This window comes from Thermanaerosceptrum fracticalcis, from assembly GCF_000746025.2.
Taxonomy (GTDB): domain Bacteria; phylum Bacillota; class Peptococcia; order DRI-13; family DRI-13; genus Thermanaerosceptrum; species Thermanaerosceptrum fracticalcis.
The window spans coordinates 2,846,468-2,866,485 of sequence record NZ_CP045798.1; the positions used below are offsets into that span (position 1 = coordinate 2,846,468).

Sequence of the window (20,018 nt, forward strand, 5' to 3'; positions counted from 1 at the left end):
TAGAGAAAGAGGGGAAAATACATGAAAAAACGTTTAGTTATTGCGACTTTGCTTATCCTTAGTTTACTTGTTTCCGCCTGTGGGTCCAAAGTTGTGGCTACAGTCAACGGGGAGAAGATTACGGAACCCGAGCTGAAGTCCCGCGTAGAGCAGGTGGCGGCTATGTACGGCTATAACCTGGATAGTGAGCAGGGTAAGGAAATACGCGGTTTTCTGGAAGAGCAGGTTCTGCAGAGTTTAATCGAAGAGAAGGTTGTACTGCAGGTTGCGAAGGAAAAGAAGATTTCCGTGAAAAAGGAAGACGTACAAGAGGAATTGAAGAAAATTAAAAGCCAGTTTCCCGGTGACAAAGAATTTCAGGATTTCCTGAAAGAACGGAAATTTGCGGAAAAAGACCTGACAGTATACCTGGAGCACCAGTTGATTCTGAACAAACTCTTTGATGAAGTCACCAAAGATATCACCACTACTTCCAAAGATATTAAACAATATTACGAGGAAAACAAGGAAGAATTTTTTGTACCCGAACAGGTCAAAGCCCGCAATATTGTGGTGAAAACGGAAGAGGAAGCAAAAGCGCTCATTGCCGAGCTGGACAAGGGGGCGGATTTTGCCAAGCTTGCTGTAGAAAAGTCTATTGACCCCACGGCGAAACAAAACCAGGGAGATATTGGCTACTTTGATAAAGATGCCGGTTTGGTTGAGGAATTCAAAACTGCCGCTTTTGCCCTTAAAGTTGGCGAATATACCAAGAAACCGGTACGAAGCATTTTTGGGTATCACATCATTAAGGTGGAAGATAGAACACCTGCCAAACAATCAACTTTTGAAGAAGTGAAAAAAGAGCTGGAGGAACGTTTTGTCTTTGAGGAGAAAAACGAAAAATTTGCCAATTATGTTGATGAAGTCATGGAAAAAGCAAAAATAGAGAAGAAAATTCCGGATAAAAAGGCTAATGAACAGAATCAAGACGGAACAAAAGGTAACGACCAGGCAAAAGAGCAAAATAAAGGAAACTAGAGAAAAATAAAGGGAAAAGAAGAGACGCGCAGAAAAGCGCGTCTCTTCTTTTGAGTATAAAAATGTCTTTTAAGACAAACATTAGAACTGGAAGGACTGGTAAAAGTGAGAGGAGGTTGACATTATTAGGCTATTTGGTGGAAAAAAATGAATAATTAGCGATTAGAGGATATATACTATCACTGAAATAGTTTCCCTTAATAACCATAAGGAGGGACGGTGACCCGAATGAAAGCAACGGGTATTGTTCGCAGAATTGATGATTTAGGTCGCGTTGTTATTCCGAAAGAGATCCGGAGAACCCTGCGTATTCGCGAAGGTGATCCTTTAGAAATTTTTGTAGATCGTGAAGGGGAAGTGATTCTGAAAAAGTATTCACCGATAGGTGAGCTTGGGGATTTTGCCAAGGAATACGCTGATTCTCTTTATGAGGCTATTGGTCACATCGCTTGTATTGCAGACAGGGACCAGATCATAGCTGTAGCAGGCGGGCCCAAGAAAGAGTTCTTGAATAAACGCATAGGACCGGCAGTAGAAAAAGTCATGGATGAACGCAAAGCCGTATTGATTAACCAGCCCGGCCAACATGCTTACTGCAGCATCTGTGCCGGTGAAGAAGGTGAATGTAAATATACGGCTGAGGTCATCGCCCCCATTATTGCCGAGGGTGACCCCATTGGTGCCGTTATTATTGCAAGCAAGGAACCTAACACTAAGTTTGGTGACCTGGAGCTTAAACTGGCGGAAACAGCGGCATCTTTCCTGGCTAAGCAGATGGAACAATAAAAAGAGGTGGTGTGATAAACACCACCTCTTTCACGTAATATAAGGAAAGGGGACACACCTGCTTAACTAGTTACTAGTCCTAGTGATTCTTGTCGGATGTCGGACGTCGGAAATCGAAATTCGTTTACTGGACTCCGGTCACCGGTCACTGGTCACCAAATACGGTTAACGGTTAACGAAACTGGTATGATACGGGAGGAGAAAATTACATGGGAGGAGTCATCAAAAGTGCAGCAATATTGAGTCTTGCCGGAATTATAACAAAGATTATGGGAGCTGTCTACCGCATCCCCTTTGCCCGTATGGTAGGTGATGAAGGCTTAGGACTTTACCAGATGGCCTATCCTTTTTATACTATCGTGCTGGCCATCAGTACCGCCGGCGTACCGGTTGCCATCTCCAAGCTGGTGGCGGAACATGAAGGCTTAGGCGACAAAGGCGGGGCTTTACGTATTTTCTGGGTGGCGTTAGGCTTTCTTTTTTTCACCGGCCTGATTTCCAGTTTTTGTCTCTATGTTTATGCCGATGAACTGGCCCTGAAAGTTTTGGGAGAACCCCGGGCCTTGTTACCTATCCGTTCTATTGCCCCGGCTATCTTTTTTACTTCGATTATGTCCGCCTTCCGCGGTTTCTTCCAGGGTCAGCAGAACATGATTCCCACGGCCCTCTCTCAAATACTGGAACAAACAGTCCGTATAGTGACAGTATTTTGGGCGGCTCTTTTTCTACTTCCCCTGGGGATAGAGATTACGGCAGCGGGAGCCACTTTTGGTGCGGCTACCGGAGGGTTAGCAGGTTTACTTGTACTGGTTATGATTTTCGCGCGTCAAACAGACGGTCGGCAAAGTGTGAGCCGCTGGAGTACTAAAAGTAGCTTGGCCCGCATTCTCTTTAAAGTCCTGGCCCTTTCCATCCCTATCTCCCTCGGGGGGTTAATTTTCCCCCTCATGCAGATGCTGGATATTTCCCTTGTGCCCATGGGCCTGCAAAAGGGAGGACATACGGTGGCGGAAGCTACCAGTCTTTATGGACAGCTCTCCGGGATGGCTGGTTCCATTATTAATTTGCCCACCATTGTGACCATTGCCCTTTCAGCCAGTCTCGTTCCTGCTGTTTCCAGTTTAGTAAGAAAAAGAAAGCTGGAAGTGCTGGCTAACCTGACCTCGGCTGCCCTGAAATTAAATCTCATTATTACTTTGCCTGCCGCCATGGGGCTTATGATCTTGGCGGAACCTATTTCCGGCCTGTTATTTGCCTTACCTGAAGCGGGTGAGCCTTTAGCCTGGCTGGCAGGGGGAATCATCTTCGTTGGCTTATATCATGTCAGTACGGGAATACTACAGGGGCTGGGACAAACACTTCTCCCCGTTATAGCCCTCTTGACGGGGAGTGGGGTCAAAGTGATGATAACCTATTACTTAACCCCCCTTCCCCAGTGGGGGATTAAGGGGGCAGCTTTGGCTACAGTACTGGGCTTTATGGTGGCTGCTTTTATCAATCTGCTGTTTTTGAAGTACAATGTGGCTGTGCGTATCCAGTGGTGGAAGGATATCTTTTTCGCCGCTCTCAGTGTTTTTCTGATGGCCGTGTCGGTTGTAACCGGTTATGCAGTAATAGAGCAGTATTTTTCGGCTGATTTTACTACGCTTTTGACTATTCCCCTGGGAGCCTTTGTTTACCTTGTATTCATCTTCCTCTTCGGTCTTCTCAAGAAAAGAGAGATAGCCATTCTCCTGGGTGATGATAACCACTGGAACAACGTTCTGGACAAAATTCCTTTTTTGCGTTGAAAGTGTAAATGATTAAGAATACTATATAGTTGTTAGTTGGTAGTTGGAAAAAGGAGATGAAATGGTGAAAGAAATTGTTGTTGCCGGTTTAGGGCCGGGGAGTCTGGACCATCTCTCTTTTGGGGTCTGGCAGCTCCTCCAAAAAGGTGATAGGAGAATTATCCTAAGGACAGCGAAACACCCGGTGGTGGCAGAAATGGATCGCTACAATATCAACTATGAATCCTGTGACCGCTTCTATGAGGAGAAAGATACTTTTTACGATGTTTATCAGGCCATAGTGGGATATCTTATAGAAACGGTAAAAAGGGACTCCTCCCTTCAGCAGTTGATCTACTGTGTACCCGGGCATCCCACTGTTGCTGAGGAGACAGTTAGGATGCTCTTGGCCAGGGGCAAGGAGGAGGGTGTGACTATTCGGTTAATCCCCAGCATGAGTTTCCTGGATAGCCTCTATGCTGCGTTAACAATTGATCCCACTGAGGGGTTACTGGTCCTTGATGCCTTAAGAGTGGAGGAGTCCCAGTTAAATACCGGACAGCATACCATCTTTACCCAGGTCTACAACCGCCTGGTCTCCTCTGATCTAAAACTCATCCTGTTGGAACGATATCCTCCCGAACATCCTGTGAAAGTCATTTCAAGTGCAGGTATTCCCGGGATAGAAAGAATCAGTGAAGTTCCCCTTTACCAGTTGGATCATATCAACTGGTTTGATCATTTGACCTCGGTTTACGTTCCCCCCTTACCGGGAGAGGTTAAGGAGCATGGGTGCAAATATCCCCTGGACCCTCTGGTTGAGGTCATGGAAACCCTTCTTTCGCCCCGGGGATGTCCCTGGGACAGGGAGCAAAATCATTTCACCTTGAAACCCTATCTTCTGGAGGAAGCTTATGAGGTCATTGAGGCCATTGACAGCGGTGATATGCATAAATTGCGGGAAGAATTGGGAGACTTACTGCTGCAGATAGTGTTTCATACGGCTCTGGCCCAAAGCCGGAACGAATTTGACCACAATGACGTCATCGAGGAGATCACCCTCAAGATGATTAGGCGCCATCCCCATGTCTTTAGTAACGTGCAGGTGAAAAATTCCCAAGAGGTTTTGCAAAACTGGGAAGAAATCAAGGCAAAAGAATTAGGTAAACCCTTGAAAAAAGGCAGGGTCATGGATAAACTGAATAAGTCCTTACCCGCCTTACTCCTGGCTGAAGAAGTGCAGAAAATGGTTAAAAAAGTTGGTTTCGACTGGGATGATATCCAGGGAGCCTGGGACAAGCTTACAGAGGAAATGGAGGAAGCAAAACAGGCCTGGCAGGAGAAAGGGGATCTGGAAGGTGAATTAGGGGACCTTTTATTTGCCGTAGTCAATGTAGCCAGGTTTGGCAAAATCTCACCGGAAGCGGCTCTTCTTAAAACCATTCAAAAGTTTATCAGGCGGTTCAATTACATGGAGGAGAAGGTTATGCAGCAAAACTTAAAATGGGAGGAATTGGATTTGCAAAAAATGGATACAATGTGGGAAGAGGCCAAAAAATCAGGTTTTTAGCCTATTAAATGCAAAGAAAAACTTCACGGCAGGCAGGAGTTTGGTAGGTTTTGACGAATCTAGGTTATGGACAAACATATTTATTAATTAGGAGGGATAAACTTGAATAAGACCGAATTAATTAGTGCGGTAGCTGAAAAAACTGAGTTTACCAAAAAGGATGCAGAAAAAGCCATCAATGCAGTATTAGAGGCTGTAGAGGAAGCCTTAGCCAAAGGCGACAAAGTCCAGCTGGTGGGCTTCGGTACTTTCGAAGTAAGAGAACGGGCGGCCCGTACCGGACGCAATCCTCAAACTGGTGAGGAAATCAAAATCGCTGCCGCCAAAGTTCCTGGCTTTAAGCCCGGCAAAGCACTGAAAGACGCAGTAAGCAAGTAATTTTAATTCATATTTTTTAATACATAATTTTAATACGTAATAAATAAAAATCAGGTTCATTTAGATTAGAACCTGATTTTTTGTTGAATAAATTAAATTTTATATTTATCCAGCTCTTCTTTGAAGCCAACGGTAAGCTGTTCCAACTGGCTGATATAGCCTGTCAATTCTTTGATCTTTTCCGAGTATTCCATGACATTGGCGCTCATCTCTTCGCTGGAGGCCGAGTTTTCCTGGGCGATGGCGGCCAGGGCATGGAGATTCTGGAACACTTCGGCAATATGTTTGGTTTCCCGGGATAGTTCTTCCACCAGTCTAACAATCTGATTGGCTACGCCTGCGATTTTTTGGGTGGCGGACATATTATCCTGTACTGCCCCGTTTAAACTCTTGTTGCTTTCCTCCAGTCGCTGGTATTGATCCTGGATGTGATTGACCAGAGACCCAACTTCTTTAATGAAAAAGCCCAAATTTTCATTGATTGTCTTTACCGCTTGTTTTACGTCATCGGCCAGTCCCCTGATCTCCTGGGCCACTACAGTAAACCCTCTGCCCATTTCCCCGGCACGGGCCGCTTCAATAGAGGCGTTTAGCGACAGGAGGTTGGTTTGATCCGCGATTTGCTCAACGGTGGTGGCAATCTCCATAATCCCTTTGACTCTTTCCTTGATTTCCTGTCCCTGCTGGTTTACTTTAGCGAAACTGTCTTTGGTTTGGGTCAGGTGGTCAGAGACGCCTTGGACTTGCTGGTAAGACCTTTGAATATTCATGACGGCCTCTTCCAGTTGGGATTTGGTTTGCAGTTCCTGGCCCGCCAGCTCTTCCAGCTTTTGGATGTTTGCAGTGAGGATACCTACTGACTTTTCCGTTTCCTGGGCCTGGTACACAGCCCCTTTCGCCACTTCATGAACTACAGAGGAGATGACATCGGAAACTCCGGCCATTTGAGAGGCAATATCACTAAATTTCTTGGTAAAGGTGTGTAAATCGTCTGTCCCGCCTTTGATAAAGAGAAAATCTTTTTTAATATTTTCCTGGATAGAGAGAAGTTGATTTCCTAATTCCTCAAGGGTATCGCCTGTAGTGATATTGGTATTCTTCGTAAAATCGCCCTTAGCCATCTCTCCAAGGTTTTCCTTTAAAACCAGGAGGGGACGGAAAAGGAGATGATTTACTCCCCAGGAGATGAAGAAAATACTGATGATGAGAAAAAGAAGAGGATTAAGGGGAAGAGTTTTAGTGAGGAAATAGATGGGGGCGGCAGCTATGGCCGTAAGCAGGGCACCTTTAAGGGCCAGGTTTTTGACGAACCCAAAAGAAAGCACATGATTAAGGGTGAATTTCTGGTGTTTGGTTTCGCTTTTCTCAAACTGGAGAGAGACATTAAGGAAATCTTTTTCCCCGTCTTTACCTTTATCCAATATTTTAATGACGAGATGTTCGTTAAAGAATTTGGCAGAACCCTCCAAAAGACCTAAAAAATAATCCTGCATTCCTCTTTTAGAGGAATAGGTCATTTCGATCTCCCGGGGGGATATTTCCCTGGCCACCAGGCGGGGAGGATGAGCCCCGGGGATACGCTTAGTGAGCTGCAGGTGGACCTCATCCATCATGAGGAGAAAATCTTTCAGGTTGCTGCGTTGAAAATAAGAAGGAAACCACTGGGAGAAGGTGGCGATGTTATGGCGTCCCACTTCCCGCCATACTTCACCGGGGGTTTTATTGATATTGGCGGCAATAAAGGATACAATTTCTTTAGGTTCTTTATCGGGTATATCCTCGACGGGCGAGATAATCCGGTCAGCGGGCCAGTTTATCTCTAAAAGGGCTTTTTGTACAAGGTCTTTGCCATAAAGCTGTTCTAAACTTTTCAGCCAAGTACCAACCACTGATCCTTTCATATAACACCTCCCGTTTTACAATTAGTATTAGTTGCTATTAAATTCCACAGAAACATTGATTTTCCTCCTGTGTTTATATTAAACTTTGCCAAAAAATGACGAAAGAAGGGTTAAAGATGCGCCTTGATAAATTCCTTAAAGTCTCAAGATTAATAAAGCGACGGACCTTGGCCAAAGAAGTGAGTGATGCGGGAAGAGTTACGATTAATGGCCGTGTGGCCAAACCCAGTTCGGAAGTGAAAGTGGGGGATATTTTGGAAATAGGCTTTGGAGCTAAAATGCTGCGGGCAGAAATCCTGGAGCTAAAGGAAACGGTGAAAGCGGAAGAAGCCAAAAACCTTTACCGGATAGTAGAATAAATTGCCATTCATATAAACCTCCCTAAAGGCCAAACTAGAACTAGTTAAATATGGTAGGGAGGATTTTTTATGCGTAAAAATACTATCGGTGTACTTCTCTTTTTATGTATCCTGTCTCTTTCCCTTGTCGTTACAGGCTGCCCCGGACCGCAGCGCAAGCCACCACAACAGCCAAGGGGAAAGGAACCGACCATCTCTTTATATATCAATGAAACCGGTGAGAAGAAACAAATCGCCATAGAAGAGTATCTTAAAGGCGTGGTGGCAGCGGAAATGGAGCCTACCTGGCCGGTGGAAGCCCTGGCCGCTCAGGCCATTCTCGCCAGGACATTTACTCTGGAGCGCATCAAAAAAATGGGTGGCGTACCGGCCAGAGGGACTGACGCCTCTACCAGTGTGGAGGAATTCCAGGCCTATGACCCTAAGCGTATCAATGACAATGTGAGTAGGGCTGTGGAGATGACCAGGGGAGAAGTGGCCAAATACCAGGGCAGGTATATCAAAGCATGGTTCTTTGCTGATGCCGGTGGGCAAACAGCTGCCTCTGCAGAAGAAGGCTTAGCTTATACCAAAGAACCCACCCCTTATGTACAAAGTGTTAAAGACCCCGGTTTTGCCATTACCAAGGAGGAAAACAAGGCTTGGAGAGCTGAATTTCCTCTCAGTGTTGTCCGGGATAGTGTAAAGCAAGCTGCGGGACAAGACCCCGGTCAGATTACCCGGGCCACCATAACAAAAAAAGGGCCCTCAGGTCGGGCTATGACTATACAGCTTGGTAACGTATCTGTAAGCGGGCCTGCTCTTCGCCTCGCTTTAGGCAGTGAAAAAATGCGCTCTACGCTGTTAACAGATCTTAAAGTAACGGGTAACAAACTGATTGTATCCGGGAAAGGCTTTGGACATGGCGTGGGCATGAGCCAGTGGGGAGCGAAGGCCTTGGCTGAACAGGGCAAATCACCGGAAGATATCATCAGGTATTTTTTTAAGGATATTGAAATTGTAAAGGAATGGCAATGATGGGAGACGAAGATGAAGCAGGAACAGCTTAACCGTTTAAAAAAACGTTTGGAAGAGATGAAGCAAGAGGAAACAGAGATAGCACAGCGCATAGAAGATGGTTTAAGAACAGCTTTAACGGATTCCATTGACGAACTTTCCCTTTATGACAATCACCCCGGCGATGTAGGTGATACCACCTTTGAGCGGGGGAAGGATTTAGGGCTAAAGCTTTTTACGGAAGACCGTTTGGCCATGATTGAAGAAGCCCTCCACAGTGTCGATGAAGGTACCTATGGTACCTGTGAATCGTGTGGAAAAGAAATTGATATAGAAAGATTAGAAGCTGTGCCCTATACTACCTTATGTATAGACTGTAAAAACAACCTGGAAGATTTAGAGCGTCATCCCCGGCCCATTGAAGAGGATGTGATCTCTCCTCCCTTCGGCGGTTTCAACCATGACCGGATGCTGGAAACAGCCGGCGATGCATCAGATAACAATGCCTTCGACGGGGAAGATGCCTGGCAGGCGGTGGCCCGCTATGGAAGCAGCGAATCTCCTTCCGATATAGGCAGTGTGGAAAACTATAACGATACCTTTGTTGATAACGATGAAAACATTGGTATAGTAGAAGATTATGAAGGGATTGCGGCCAAAAAGGCCAAAGACGGGCAGGTCTACCAGGATTTTAGCGGACAGAATGACGAGGATTCCCCTTATAATTGGGTTAATGAATAAACAGCAAAAGAAGAGCCAAGCACAGGGTGCTTGGCTCTTCTTTTGCTGTAATTATGCCCCAGAGTCATAATTACAGCACTGCTGCATATGGATATGGAAAAAGAACTATGGAGGAGGAAGGGGAAATGGAAAACAAAGGTTCTCCTCTTTATCAATTAACACTAACCAATCGGGAGGTACTAAGCGCAACCGGTGTTCTCCAGGTAGAAAGTTTCGATGACAGTCAAATTGTTGCTGCAACTAAATTAGGACCCTTAGTGATTAAGGGTGAGGGTCTGCATATTACTCATTTAAACCTGGAGGAAGGGCAATTAACTTTAGAGGGTGTGGTTAGCGGTATCCAATACGTAGAGGACAGGAAGGCTAAACTTAAAACGAGGAGTAAGGGAATCATGGATAGGCTATTTAAATAAAGAAACGAGGTGACACAATGCAGTCTGTGGTCGACCAGATGATTGCTTTTATACTGGTAATGATCCTGGGTTGTTTTGTGGGGGTGCTTTTTGATTGTTATCGTACGTTAATAGTAATCTGGCGACCGGGGCCTTGGGGGACAATCATCGGTGATGTCTTATTCTGGATCGTGGTGACAAGTTTTGCTTATTTCTTCCTGTTATTAAGTACCTGGGGAGAAGTAAGACTTTATGTCTTTTTAGCGATGACCCTGGGGTTATTGTTGTATTTTAAATTTGTGAGCAAAAAAGTCCGTTGTGTTTTGGAATGTGTTTATCGATTTGTTACCCGTGTATTGAAGTGCATTGTTAAAATCATTTTAGTACCTTTTAAAATTTTTTATAGAATCGTCCTTTTCCCAGTAGGTTTGGTTGTTTCTTTTGGTTTAATTCTGGGTCGGGGTGGCAAAAAATTATTAAACATGATGAAAAAAGTTGTTCAACGTATGAAAATTCGTAGAGATCCTCCTGATGATCCACCCCCCGAAAATTTATCTTAATACCAAGCAGGAAAACATAGAGCGGTGTTGAATCTAGAAAATGTAATTAATATGTAGTAAATATGTCCACAGTTTGTGTATAATATGTGGATAATTCTTACAGTGGGCTGGTCATTATGCATATCGAAATTCGCGGTGCGGAGAAACTTAGCTTCCGTGAAAGGCAGGTTGTGTCCTTAAAGGAAACGGGAAAGAGTCACGATTATATCAGCAAAGTTCTGGGGTTAAGCCCTGCTACTGTAAATACCCTCTATAACAGAGCAAAGGCCAAAGGCTACCAGGTTGTCGTCATTATTCCGGGGGAAGAATGGGGTGTAGGTCTCTTTGATACGGAAGGAGAAGAAACTGTATAGCGAAGAAGTACCGCGCCTGTATGTCCTTAACAATGAAGAGCAGGCAGCAAAAACTATCCGTAAGCGAAGAAAAATCCCCAAATATTTCAAACTGCTTTCAAGCGCCTTAGGGGTGTACTTGCTCTTTGCCTTTTTAGCTGGAGGATATGAGATTTGGCAGTTAAAAAAACAACTGGAACAAATTGATTTGGAAAAGAAAGTACTCTTGGAGCAGCGAACCCGGCTGGAACAAGATATTAAAGCTTTACAGGAACCGGAAATTATCGAAAGGATTGCCCGGGAAAGCCTGGGACTGGTGAAGCCGGGAGAAACGGTGATTGTTCCGGCCATTCCGGGAAAAAATATACCTAAACCCAAAGAGGTGAACAGTGCTGAAATAGCTGACTAGTGTCATATTGACACTGGCAAAACCCTTAAGCTATAATGATTTTATGCTAATAAAAAATAAAAATTTAGGGAGGAAATCTTTTCGCATGTCTATTGCTGTAGGGGCAATCATTGAGGGTGTTGTTACCGGAATCACTAGTTTTGGGGCCTTTGTAGAGTTACCGGGTGGGGTGACGGGATTGGTTCACATTTCCGAAGTCGCCGACGCTTATGTCAAAGATGTAAAAGATTATCTAAAAGAACAGGATAAAATAAAGGTCAAGGTTATCAACATTGATCCCAAAGGAAAGATCGGTCTTTCCATTAAACAAGCCAATCCAAACCCAAATTCTCCCGGAAAGGATAGACGCAGGGAAAAGCCCCGTGCGAACCAGATTTCCTTCGAAGATAAATTAGCCAAATTTATGAAAGATAGTGATGAAAGGCTTCAGGAATATAAAAGAAGCACCGATGCCAAAAGGGGCGGAAGGGGCTCCAGCCGGTATTAATTAAGGAAAGGGGACACACCTATTTAGTTACTAGTTACTAGTTATTAGTTATTAGTTATTAGTTATTAGTTATTAGGTACCGGTGGCTTTCAGTGCAATGCTGAAGTCGGGGATTGGAAGTTGGAAATCAGAAAATGGACAGGAATGTCCCCAATATGAGAGATAATCAAGCACTCCTTAAGGAGTGCTTTTTATATTAACCGATTTTCCATTGCTTGCACCACCTATCTCAATAAATAATGTAAATGATAATAGAAAATCATATGGCAGGAAAAGGAATTTAGCTGACATATGAAGAAATATATAACAAAGGCATAAACAAAAGGGCGTGATTTCATGACTCCTGAGCTGGATTTTAATACATTATTTCGACAATACTATAGCAGGGCGTTTCGTCTCGCTTACTTTATGACTAATGATAAAACTCTTTCGGATGACATTGTACAAGAAGCATTTCTAATTGTTTATAATAAAATAAACACATTAAGGGACAAGGGAAAGTTTCGATTTTGGTTAAATAAAATAGTAATCAATTGTACTAATCAAATCCTCAGAACGAACTCAAAATATTACCTGACGGATAATATTGAAATTATTGCAAATAAATTTACAAATGAAGAGTGTTATGATCCCCTGAATATAATTGAAGAAAACGAACTGAACAATGAAATCTTAAAATTTATACAGCAACTCGGTAAATTAGAACGGGAAATATTTATCTTAAGATATTACGAAGAGTACTCTTATAAAGAGATTGCCGAGACACTGGGCATAAACGAAAGTACAGCACGTAGCATTATACATCGTGGCAAAAAGGTACTGGTTCACTATATAAAAAATTATGAGAGCGGATATGCAGAGAAAGTTGGCGATGTATTATGAGTGATTTTTTAGACGATAAAATCAGAGAATCTTTTAAGGAATTGGATGAAAAGATTCATGTAGATACAGAAGAGGCTTATAATAGGTTCCTTGCTAAAATAAAAGAGAGAACCTCCCAGGTTCCAACCACCAATACTCCTCAAGAAAAGAGGTCCCGTGCAAATTACTCAAAACTACTGATTGCTGCAGGTTTAATAGGGGCCTTTATACTTGGTAACATATTTACTGGTAGTGTTACGGCCGCAGGTAACGTAATAAAAACATATTGGATAAGAGGTAGCAATCTGCTACGCAGCACCATTAATATCAATGAGGGCAAACCAGTCCAGACACCCCTTGAAGAAGAATTCAAAAGTATAGAAGAAATAAAATCCCGGGCATCCTTTATGATAAGAGAAATCAGTGACTTGCCTGCTGGAGTAACAGTTGAGAAAATTACATTCCAAAAAGCGGATAACACTGAACGAATACTGTTTTATATGAGGGGAAACGGTAAGAGTCTCCGCTTTACCCAATGGTTGTTGACAGGTTCCAGTTCCTCGGTTAGTGTTGTGGACAGCAGTAACAGTGAGATCAAAAAATTTGTTTTTAACAACAAAGTATACGATATTGTGGTTTTCAAAAATGGCGACATTATATGTAAGTTTACAGATGATCAGTTGTTAATTATGGTGGAGGCCAAAGGCTTTACATTCGATGAATTTACCAAAGCATTGACCAGCATCAAATAAAAAGAAGGCGACTTCCGGATAACCGGTTAGTCGCCTTCTATTTTAACGTATAGGAAAGTATAAAAATTTTTGTGGTTCTCAGCCCTTGCTAAGCAAGGGTTTTTTCATTTTTTAACGAAAGCAGGAAGTAGTCGTTAGAAAGGTGAGAACATATGGGCCAGGATAATATCTTAAGAGAGATATTTTTTGATGAGAACAAGCATTGGGAAAAGTTTGTTAATAAATACGAAGACAGAATACGTCCTGTTGTGATAAAGGAAATCAATAAATTTAATCGATGTGGACAAAAAGAAGCAGGATTTACTCTGTTCGCATGTCCGGTATGTGGAGAAATGAAAATAGTTCCTCACACGTGTAAGGGACGTTTTTGTACATCGTGCGCAACCGGATACACCCAAGAATGGAGTCGAGAAACCAGTAAAAGAATGTATCCGGTTCCTCATCGCCACATCATGTTTACAGTGGACGAACGTTTGTGGGAAATATTTACCCGTCATAGAGAACTCTTGAAAGATCTAATGGACCTGGCAGTAAAAATACTATTAGAATGGCTGAAGAAAAGAGGAAAAGTCAAATCCGGCGCCATGGTAGGAATACATACCTTTGGAGCAAGAATGAACTTCAATCCCCATGTACATATCCTAGTAACTGAAGGTGGTTTTGACGGAGCGGGGAAATGGGTTGTTAAAGACTTTATCCCATATGTAATGCTGAGGAAAAGGTGGCAGGCGGCAGTAATGGAGATGTTGAAGAAAAAACTGCCGGAACAAGAAGTTAAACGATATAAGAAGTTGTTTCAAAAGATATGGGATGATAACCCTGAAGGATTTGTAATCTATGGTCCGCCCAATAAAAAAGGACAAGGGTCAGTAGAAGCCCAAGTAGGATATATAGGGCGGTACATGAGAAGACCTGCCATGGCGTTAAGCAGAATTGTAGACTATGACGGGGAAAATGTAACCTTTAAATACTTTGATAAAACAGAGCAAAAAGAAAAACAAGAAACCATCACCGTAGAAGAATTCATATCACGGATAATAAGGCATATACCGGATGAGCAATTTAAAACAATCCGGTATTATGGAATTTACTCCAGAAGGAGTAAAAGATTGGCTGACAAATTAATGGAAGCATACCTGGGAAGGCAGAAAAGAAGGAAAAACGGCCAAAGAGGAAAGCAACGGATAGGCTGGAGAAATAAAATAGAAGAATTCACAGGAAAAGACCCGTTAGAATGTATGAGATGTAAAGAGATAATGGAATACAAGGGGAAAGTGTGTCTAAAATCAGGGATATTGAAAGTTGTTGATGCCGTAGATGACTTTGCTAAAAAAAGACTAAAGGAGTTGGCAGGAATAGATGAGCCCAGTAAGCAGAAAAAGAAAGAAACACGCAAAGAAAAAGCCGCCTAAAGTAGGCGGCAAGGCAACCATCAAATTTGTTTGTTTGCAGTGTAACATAGAAGAAGACATTCCGAAGGAAGTGGTGGATTACTGCGATATGATGGATGACGGAGATATTTCAGTTCCACCAAGGTTTAGTTGTGAGGTTTGTGGCGGTGAGATGCGCCCAAAAGAATACTTAGGTGTGCATGGTATTAAATATGAGTTATAGGAACCAAAGAGCGCGCGACCTTGGTCGCGCTTTTTTTACTGTATTGTAATGGGATCTGAGTATGCTTCCCTGGTATCATTAACTCCTGAAGTGGCCTTTGATACTATTAACAGGCGATAGGTATAACCCGTTGATACAGAAGCCGTTCTAAAGTCACTTATGTAGTCTGTACTATAAACGGTTTTCTGAAAAGAGTTTACTGTTGACCAGGAAGTTCCAGATTTTTTTTGTAGATACATTGTTTGTGTTATAGAACTTACAGTTGTACTACAGCTAGTATCCGCTGATAAAGCAACCAATTCCGGTCCGGCTTGAGTTATTGTCCCATCTACATAGTTTATTAGAGTTCCTGTAGAGCTAGTTAGTGGTTCGCTTTGCTCCAATTTGAGATTTGCTTGTGCGAATGAGACGTTACCTACCAGGGATAAAGTAAGAAAAACCATGAGCAGCAAGGGTACAAATTTTCTTTTCACGTTACCACCTCCATAAGTTTTCACTATATAGAGGCGATCGATTACCGTTTCGTTGCATATATAAAAAAATAATTAGTTTATGCAACCTTTTTGAAAATATCACTCTCTTATTGATAGGAGGTAAATATTACCTCGCGGAAGGGGGTGATTCCATTGGGCTTGCTTGTCATTCCATTATAAATGTTAACTTATAATAGAAGGAGTGTGAAAGTGCTATGATGAAAAAATTGTTAACTCTAACACTTTGTTTAATACTGATATTTTCATTAACTGCACCAGCTTTTGCACAAGATCATTCAGTTACTATAATTGAGTCTAAGATTTATACTACCGAACAAGGTGTGCGCGAAGAAGGGTCCTATTCGTATAAAGGAAAAATTTATACTTATGTATTGGACAGAGGCAAAGATGGCTCCTTTAGAAACGTAGTAACAGAAAAAGAAAGCAATACCACGGAGGTTTATACCTATGATAAAGAAAACAGGAAACTGTACCTAAACGGCAGCACCCTTGTCAGTGAAACAAAAGTCACAAAAATAAAAATAGATAAGCCAAGGAATAACGGTATTACTATAATGGGATACAGCAGCGCCAGCCACTTTATTGAGTACGGTAGTACTTACTTTGATATGATAACTGTAGCAGCCGTAGCCTCAGCATTAGCCGCAGATATTCCTTCCCCTTACAACAAGGCATTAGCCATCGCTTCTGTTTATGTAGCTGGTTACGCTGGAATTAATACTACCTGGTGGAAGAAAGATTACTGGAGATATTATGACTATACCTCAGGCGGTTACTATTATCCCTACATGGATGATATTACTTGCTATGCTTACTGGGACAGTCAACGTACTAATTGCTATGACACTGAATACTGGCAAGAATATGCTCCACTGCCTTAGAATAAAAGGGGCTAACTGTTAAGTGGTTAGCCCCTTTTTTAAGTTAAAACCTTTTCCTATTACAACATTTGTGGGTTTATAATATAATAACGGTAAAAAGAATGTAAGGAGTTCTTATTATATGGACGGCAAAATGTACATAATTAATATAACAAATAGGATAGAGAAAATCAGTAACTACTTAATAAAATTTATAGCTGTCTGTCTTCTTATTACTTCGTTTTTTACAACGTCACGAGAAATAATATTCTCTATTCTTAAACTACTCTTATCAGTAATAGCAATTAGTAGTTTTTCGCTCTCTATTCAGGGAGTTTATAAGAATGAATTTTTGAAGGCTTCAGTTCACTTTCTTTTAACAATTATTGCTGTTTATGGAGTGCTCTTTTACTTCTAACTTAATATTGTTTCGCGCAAAGTAAAGGGGGCCGTCTCAGAAGTAAAAAACTTCTGAGCGGCCCCTTACCTTGTTATCCCAATTTGATGAAGAAAATCAGACGCGGGGACGGTTCTTCTGGGGCAAACGGAAATTTTGTCAGTAGGAATATCGGTTAACGATGGCTCATCAATTATCTCTATATGGTTGTTGAGCCTTTTTTACACGCAAAACTTCCGATTGACCCCTTCAAGAACCGTCCCCTTGTCCTATTTTTAATCAATTTCTTTTGAAGAGCCTAATTAGAAAGAAAATCATAAATACACTAAAAACGATTTTTAAAAAGGGGTACATAACTGCAAACTTTGGCAAGAATTCATGATAAAAGAAATTGCCCATAGATCACACTCCCCTAATTAAGTTCCTATTTATTATTATGATACTGGCAACGGCTGTTTTGTTGCAGTTTTTCTTTATTTTTTATAATATAATTTAATAGTTTTGCTCTCTTCATACAGGGATTTTATAAGAGTGAATTGGAAAAGGCTGCAGTTGATGCTTTTTAACGTTTTTGGCTGTTTACGGGGCTTCCTTTTACTTAGGCAATAAGTAAAGAAATATGAGTAAAAACGATTAATAACGCTTATCCTAGAAACAGAAAGTTCTTAAGCCTATTTTAAAGAGATTATTAAAAAGGGTGAATGGGGAATGATTATCAAGCCGGATAATGCGGAAGAGAGTTTTAAATGCAGTAGATGTGGTTATTCATTCAGCCGTGGAAGAGAGCGGCAAAAAAAATGTCCTTCCTGTGGTTTTATGTGCACTGTGGAAACCTGCCCCAGTCTGGGGATCTCTAACGAAGACTACTAAGAAGCGCCCTTGGGGGAATACCCTTTAGGGTGTTTCTTTTTCTCCTCAAGCACATATCTGTTTTACACCACATAACATAAGTTTAGGAAAAATTTTTGGAGTGTGGTTTAGGATGGCTTGGCAATTCAGCTCCGCTAGATATATGAGAGGACAAGAGGGCCGACGTCCCGAGGTATTACCCCAGGCCAACCCTGAGGCATTACCTGAAGTAACAGTTAAAGGAGTACCTCCGCAGGTTCTTTCGTCTTATAAATTGAAGATAAGAAGTGCGGAGAGAAAGTCTCCCAACTCCTGGCTGCTCAATACCCCCCAAGGCGAATATTTGCTCCGTGAATTACCGGACCAAAATATCCAGGTGAAAACCATAGAGCTCTACTTACAGTTACTAGAACAGGGAATTGCAAATTTGTTTCCTCTGGAGAAGACCAAGTCGGGCAAAGCTTATGAAAAGACGGAAGGGAAACTGTATTATCTCACACACTACCGGAAAGGGAATTTTTTCAAAGGAGACGATATTTCTCACTTGCGCCTGGCTGCCAAAAATTTAGCAATCCTGCACCGACAAACCGGGGGTTGGGGAAAGGAACAAAGCAAAAAACAAAATCTTTGGCTTACTGTTAAACAGAACAGGTTAAGGGATCTTCTTACCTATCTCCATTACCTCAAACAAAATAAGGTATTAACCGACTTTGAACGGCTGTTTATGGAGAACTTTGATTTTTTCTATGACCAAGGGCAGGAGTCTTTAGAGCACATGGTTCTGGCGGGGCAGGAAGAAGCCTTTATCATAAACAACCTGTTGCCCGAAAATATAACACTCCTTGATGACAAACTCGTTTTTTTGGATATCACGAAATGGAATACGGGGCCTCAGGCTATGGACTTCTCATTGCTGCTCAACAGCTACCTGCCCCTTCATCGCTGGGACCTTGATTTAATCAAAGACTTAATTACTCAATATCATCAAGAGAATCCTTTAGACCAAAAAGCCAGGCATCTTTTATTGGCGCAGCTTCGTTTTCCCAGGCGCTACTGGCTTTATAGCCATCAGTATTTTAGCGGGCAGCTGAGCAGTGATGACCTTACACCTAAACTAAAAAGATATATCCTGGAATGTTACTGGCGGGATATCTGTTTAGACCAATTGGAGAATTGGTTAATAGGAGAGTGGGACAAAAATGACAGCAAGGAATAATGTGGTGGAATTCAGAACTGACCTGCCCGGCTATCCTTGGCAAATTGCAGCGGGGGATGGTGAAACATGGATAATCCTGCGCCACAAGGCAAGACTGCCAGTTACACAAATAGCCCAATTAAAGAATATTACTATGAAAGATTTTAACTGGAGGATATTTACTAAAGCGTTAAGTAAAACACTGTTTCAGGGTACTGTTTCCTTAACTGTTCAATACAGCGAGGCGCAACATCATGACGAAGAGTTACCCCGAGAAACGTGGGTTGATGAACACCTGGCCAGGGAATCGTTTATAAAGGATGAGACAGTTACAGGCAAAAATATAGTGAGAAAGGACAGTCGGGTCAAAACAGCCTTTTCCAGTATCTTGCTTGATAAAAACATGTTAAATACCGGAAATGAATCCCCTTCCGAAGGAGAAGGAATATGGCATCTGGAATTGCCCTGGCAGGCCTGGTTATATGGTACGGGAAAGCATCAAGACCCGCAGGTTGAGAAAGTTCATATAGCTCAAGTGGGTTTAAATACGCTTCTCTTAGAAATACTGATCCACCTAACAGCCAATAATGAATTAGATTTATTAAATACTCAACTCCTGGAATACGGATTACTGCCCAGGGAAGAGTTGATTTTTAAAATAGAGGGGCAGGAGATTGAGCAAATATTAGGTGTTACTGTACAGCGGGTCTTTCACCAGCCGGTCTATGATTTGGAGTCCAAGAAACTACAGCTTAGAAACTTTAAGGAAGTAGGTATAATCTTTATTAATGGTGAGAAAGGTGGGGAGCGAATTTTAACGGTCTCCCGCCTCATGGAAGAAATGCAGGTTATCCCTTTCTGGCCTCGGGACTGGAAGAGACCGGTAGACTTTGGGGTATTTAACAAATGGCTTGGTCTCGTGAAGGTTGCAGCAGACCAGATTTTGTTCCAGGGGGATTATTTATGGTTTGTCAGATCCATAGAAGAAATGGGAACTGAAAAAATTACTGTTCTGGAAGAAAAGAGGAAAAACACCTTAGTGGCAGCCCTTCCGCCACCGCGTAAAAAACCGGGAGAAAAATGGCTAAAAAAGGATAAGAAAGAACAACCCCAGTCATCATTCTCCAAAAAGGCCATAACTGTAAGGTTCTGAGGCGGTTTAAATAAAAAGCATGCTCTAAGAAATGCGTAGCTAAACACGCATTTCTTGTTTTTATATGTCGGAAAAAAATAACAACCGGGGACAGCAAATGGCAAAATATACCATATCAACTGTAATATAATGGAAACAGTCTC

General features: G+C 42.2%; 22 protein-coding genes. 20 read left to right on the top strand and 2 right to left on the bottom strand.

All coding sequences use genetic code 11. From position 1 onward, the window contains the following. The first annotated feature begins 21 nt into the window (after positions 1 to 21). The 5 genes from BR63_RS14430 to BR63_RS14450 all read left to right on the top strand — a co-directional run bounded on the left by BR63_RS14430 (position 22) and on the right by BR63_RS14450 (position 5,523). Positions 22 to 1,020: a peptidyl-prolyl cis-trans isomerase gene (locus tag BR63_RS14430; RefSeq protein ID WP_051965580.1), complete on the top strand. Its 999-nt coding sequence runs from the start codon at positions 22 to 24 to the stop codon at positions 1,018 to 1,020. Positions 1,021 to 1,248: 228 nt separating this feature from the next. Then, the gene (gene spoVT, locus BR63_RS14435; protein WP_034421244.1) at positions 1,249 to 1,806 is read left to right on the top strand and encodes a stage V sporulation protein T; all 558 of its coding nucleotides are present in this window, start codon (positions 1,249 to 1,251) and stop codon (positions 1,804 to 1,806) included. A 209-nt stretch (positions 1,807 to 2,015) separates the two neighbouring features. Beyond that, positions 2,016 to 3,596 (top strand): putative polysaccharide biosynthesis protein, encoded by a 1,581-nt coding sequence (locus BR63_RS14440; RefSeq protein WP_034421242.1) that lies wholly within the window; start codon positions 2,016 to 2,018, stop codon positions 3,594 to 3,596. Positions 3,597 to 3,657: 61 nt separating this feature from the next. Continuing rightward, a complete protein-coding gene (gene yabN, locus BR63_RS14445; RefSeq protein WP_034421240.1) occupies positions 3,658 to 5,145 on the top strand; it encodes a bifunctional methyltransferase/pyrophosphohydrolase YabN in 1,488 nt (495 codons plus the stop codon). A gap of 102 nt (positions 5,146 to 5,247) precedes the next feature. Beyond that, positions 5,248 to 5,523: an HU family DNA-binding protein gene (locus tag BR63_RS14450; RefSeq protein WP_034421238.1), complete on the top strand. Its 276-nt coding sequence runs from the start codon at positions 5,248 to 5,250 to the stop codon at positions 5,521 to 5,523. Between the two features lie 92 nt (positions 5,524 to 5,615). Here BR63_RS14450 and BR63_RS14455 read toward each other — a convergent pair whose 3' ends face one another. After that, positions 5,616 to 7,424 (bottom strand): heme NO-binding domain-containing protein, encoded by a 1,809-nt coding sequence (locus BR63_RS14455; RefSeq protein ID WP_034421237.1) that lies wholly within the window; start codon positions 7,422 to 7,424, stop codon positions 5,616 to 5,618. 116 nt (positions 7,425 to 7,540) lie between these two features. On the opposite strand from BR63_RS14455, the gene BR63_RS14460 reads away from it, so the two are divergent. The 12 genes from BR63_RS14460 to BR63_RS14515 all read left to right on the top strand — a co-directional run bounded on the left by BR63_RS14460 (position 7,541) and on the right by BR63_RS14515 (position 14,927). Continuing rightward, positions 7,541 to 7,783: an RNA-binding S4 domain-containing protein gene (locus tag BR63_RS14460; RefSeq protein ID WP_034421236.1), complete on the top strand. Its 243-nt coding sequence runs from the start codon at positions 7,541 to 7,543 to the stop codon at positions 7,781 to 7,783. Positions 7,784 to 7,852: 69 nt separating this feature from the next. After that, complete coding sequence (locus BR63_RS14465) at positions 7,853 to 8,800, top strand: SpoIID/LytB domain-containing protein (protein ID WP_034421235.1); 948 nt, start codon at positions 7,853 to 7,855, stop codon at positions 8,798 to 8,800. A 12-nt stretch (positions 8,801 to 8,812) separates the two neighbouring features. Further along, positions 8,813 to 9,520 carry a TraR/DksA C4-type zinc finger protein gene (locus BR63_RS14470; RefSeq protein WP_034421233.1) on the top strand — a complete coding sequence of 236 codons (708 nt, stop codon included), beginning with the start codon at positions 8,813 to 8,815 and terminating at the stop codon, positions 9,518 to 9,520. Positions 9,521 to 9,645: 125 nt separating this feature from the next. After that, positions 9,646 to 9,933, top strand: a complete 288-nt coding sequence (gene yabP, locus BR63_RS14475; protein ID WP_034421232.1) for a sporulation protein YabP — start codon at positions 9,646 to 9,648, stop codon at positions 9,931 to 9,933. Positions 9,934 to 9,950: 17 nt separating this feature from the next. Next, the gene (yabQ, locus tag BR63_RS14480; RefSeq protein WP_051965576.1) at positions 9,951 to 10,472 is read left to right on the top strand and encodes a spore cortex biosynthesis protein YabQ; all 522 of its coding nucleotides are present in this window, start codon (positions 9,951 to 9,953) and stop codon (positions 10,470 to 10,472) included. A gap of 116 nt (positions 10,473 to 10,588) precedes the next feature. Continuing rightward, on the top strand, positions 10,589 to 10,825 hold the full coding sequence (locus BR63_RS14485) for a helix-turn-helix transcriptional regulator (RefSeq protein ID WP_034421230.1): 237 nt from the start codon (positions 10,589 to 10,591) through the stop codon (positions 10,823 to 10,825). Further along, complete coding sequence (locus tag BR63_RS14490) at positions 10,797 to 11,213, top strand: FtsB family cell division protein (RefSeq protein ID WP_051965574.1); 417 nt, start codon at positions 10,797 to 10,799, stop codon at positions 11,211 to 11,213. The genes BR63_RS14485 and BR63_RS14490 overlap by 29 nt, the downstream gene beginning before the upstream one ends. Before the next feature lie 85 nt (positions 11,214 to 11,298). Further along, the gene (locus tag BR63_RS14495) at positions 11,299 to 11,700 is read left to right on the top strand and encodes a S1 RNA-binding domain-containing protein (protein WP_034421228.1); all 402 of its coding nucleotides are present in this window, start codon (positions 11,299 to 11,301) and stop codon (positions 11,698 to 11,700) included. Positions 11,701 to 12,036: 336 nt separating this feature from the next. Continuing rightward, positions 12,037 to 12,582, top strand: a complete 546-nt coding sequence (locus tag BR63_RS14500) for an RNA polymerase sigma factor (RefSeq protein ID WP_051965573.1) — start codon at positions 12,037 to 12,039, stop codon at positions 12,580 to 12,582. After that, positions 12,579 to 13,313 (top strand): DUF4367 domain-containing protein, encoded by a 735-nt coding sequence (locus tag BR63_RS14505; RefSeq protein WP_034421226.1) that lies wholly within the window; start codon positions 12,579 to 12,581, stop codon positions 13,311 to 13,313. Before BR63_RS14500 ends, BR63_RS14505 begins: the two co-directional genes overlap by 4 nt. A gap of 152 nt (positions 13,314 to 13,465) precedes the next feature. Beyond that, positions 13,466 to 14,725, top strand: coding sequence for an IS91 family transposase (locus BR63_RS14510; protein WP_187142658.1), 1,260 nt, complete (start codon positions 13,466 to 13,468; stop codon positions 14,723 to 14,725). Continuing rightward, entirely contained in the window at positions 14,673 to 14,927 is a 255-nt protein-coding gene (locus BR63_RS14515) for a hypothetical protein (protein WP_243269976.1), read from the top strand. Before BR63_RS14510 ends, BR63_RS14515 begins: the two co-directional genes overlap by 53 nt. Before the next feature lie 35 nt (positions 14,928 to 14,962). Here BR63_RS14515 and BR63_RS14520 read toward each other — a convergent pair whose 3' ends face one another. Next, positions 14,963 to 15,400 carry a hypothetical protein gene (locus BR63_RS14520; RefSeq protein WP_034425970.1) on the bottom strand — a complete coding sequence of 146 codons (438 nt, stop codon included), beginning with the start codon at positions 15,398 to 15,400 and terminating at the stop codon, positions 14,963 to 14,965. Positions 15,401 to 15,615: 215 nt separating this feature from the next. Between BR63_RS14520 and BR63_RS14525 the strand changes: the two genes are divergently transcribed. The 3 genes from BR63_RS14525 to BR63_RS14535 all read left to right on the top strand — a co-directional run bounded on the left by BR63_RS14525 (position 15,616) and on the right by BR63_RS14535 (position 19,875). After that, entirely contained in the window at positions 15,616 to 16,302 is a 687-nt protein-coding gene (locus BR63_RS14525) for a hypothetical protein (protein WP_034425968.1), read from the top strand. A gap of 1,358 nt (positions 16,303 to 17,660) precedes the next feature. Beyond that, positions 17,661 to 18,743: a protein kinase family protein gene (locus BR63_RS14530; protein ID WP_153802199.1), complete on the top strand. Its 1,083-nt coding sequence runs from the start codon at positions 17,661 to 17,663 to the stop codon at positions 18,741 to 18,743. Beyond that, on the top strand, positions 18,727 to 19,875 hold the full coding sequence (locus tag BR63_RS14535) for a hypothetical protein (protein ID WP_034425963.1): 1,149 nt from the start codon (positions 18,727 to 18,729) through the stop codon (positions 19,873 to 19,875). The genes BR63_RS14530 and BR63_RS14535 overlap by 17 nt, the downstream gene beginning before the upstream one ends. The last annotated feature ends 143 nt before the right edge of the window (positions 19,876 to 20,018 follow it).

Coding starts and splice junctions, on each gene's coding strand:
- BR63_RS14525 (WP_034425968.1), top strand. CDS start 15,616: ATGATGAAAAAATTGTTAACTCTAACACTTTGTTTAATACTGATATTT.
- spoVT (WP_034421244.1), top strand. CDS start 1,249: ATGAAAGCAACGGGTATTGTTCGCAGAATTGATGATTTAGGTCGCGTT.
- BR63_RS14485 (WP_034421230.1), top strand. CDS start 10,589: ATGCATATCGAAATTCGCGGTGCGGAGAAACTTAGCTTCCGTGAAAGG.
- BR63_RS14495 (WP_034421228.1), top strand. CDS start 11,299: ATGTCTATTGCTGTAGGGGCAATCATTGAGGGTGTTGTTACCGGAATC.
- BR63_RS14505 (WP_034421226.1), top strand. CDS start 12,579: ATGAGTGATTTTTTAGACGATAAAATCAGAGAATCTTTTAAGGAATTG.
- BR63_RS14440 (WP_034421242.1), top strand. CDS start 2,016: ATGGGAGGAGTCATCAAAAGTGCAGCAATATTGAGTCTTGCCGGAATT.
- BR63_RS14465 (WP_034421235.1), top strand. CDS start 7,853: ATGCGTAAAAATACTATCGGTGTACTTCTCTTTTTATGTATCCTGTCT.
- yabP (WP_034421232.1), top strand. CDS start 9,646: ATGGAAAACAAAGGTTCTCCTCTTTATCAATTAACACTAACCAATCGG.
- BR63_RS14510 (WP_187142658.1), top strand. CDS start 13,466: ATGGGCCAGGATAATATCTTAAGAGAGATATTTTTTGATGAGAACAAG.
- BR63_RS14530 (WP_153802199.1), top strand. CDS start 17,661: ATGGCTTGGCAATTCAGCTCCGCTAGATATATGAGAGGACAAGAGGGC.
- yabN (WP_034421240.1), top strand. CDS start 3,658: ATGGTGAAAGAAATTGTTGTTGCCGGTTTAGGGCCGGGGAGTCTGGAC.
- BR63_RS14500 (WP_051965573.1), top strand. CDS start 12,037: ATGACTCCTGAGCTGGATTTTAATACATTATTTCGACAATACTATAGC.
- BR63_RS14455 (WP_034421237.1), bottom strand. CDS start 7,424: ATGAAAGGATCAGTGGTTGGTACTTGGCTGAAAAGTTTAGAACAGCTT.
- BR63_RS14515 (WP_243269976.1), top strand. CDS start 14,673: ATGAGCCCAGTAAGCAGAAAAAGAAAGAAACACGCAAAGAAAAAGCCG.
- BR63_RS14470 (WP_034421233.1), top strand. CDS start 8,813: ATGAAGCAGGAACAGCTTAACCGTTTAAAAAAACGTTTGGAAGAGATG.
- yabQ (WP_051965576.1), top strand. CDS start 9,951: ATGCAGTCTGTGGTCGACCAGATGATTGCTTTTATACTGGTAATGATC.
- BR63_RS14460 (WP_034421236.1), top strand. CDS start 7,541: ATGCGCCTTGATAAATTCCTTAAAGTCTCAAGATTAATAAAGCGACGG.
- BR63_RS14535 (WP_034425963.1), top strand. CDS start 18,727: ATGACAGCAAGGAATAATGTGGTGGAATTCAGAACTGACCTGCCCGGC.
- BR63_RS14430 (WP_051965580.1), top strand. CDS start 22: ATGAAAAAACGTTTAGTTATTGCGACTTTGCTTATCCTTAGTTTACTT.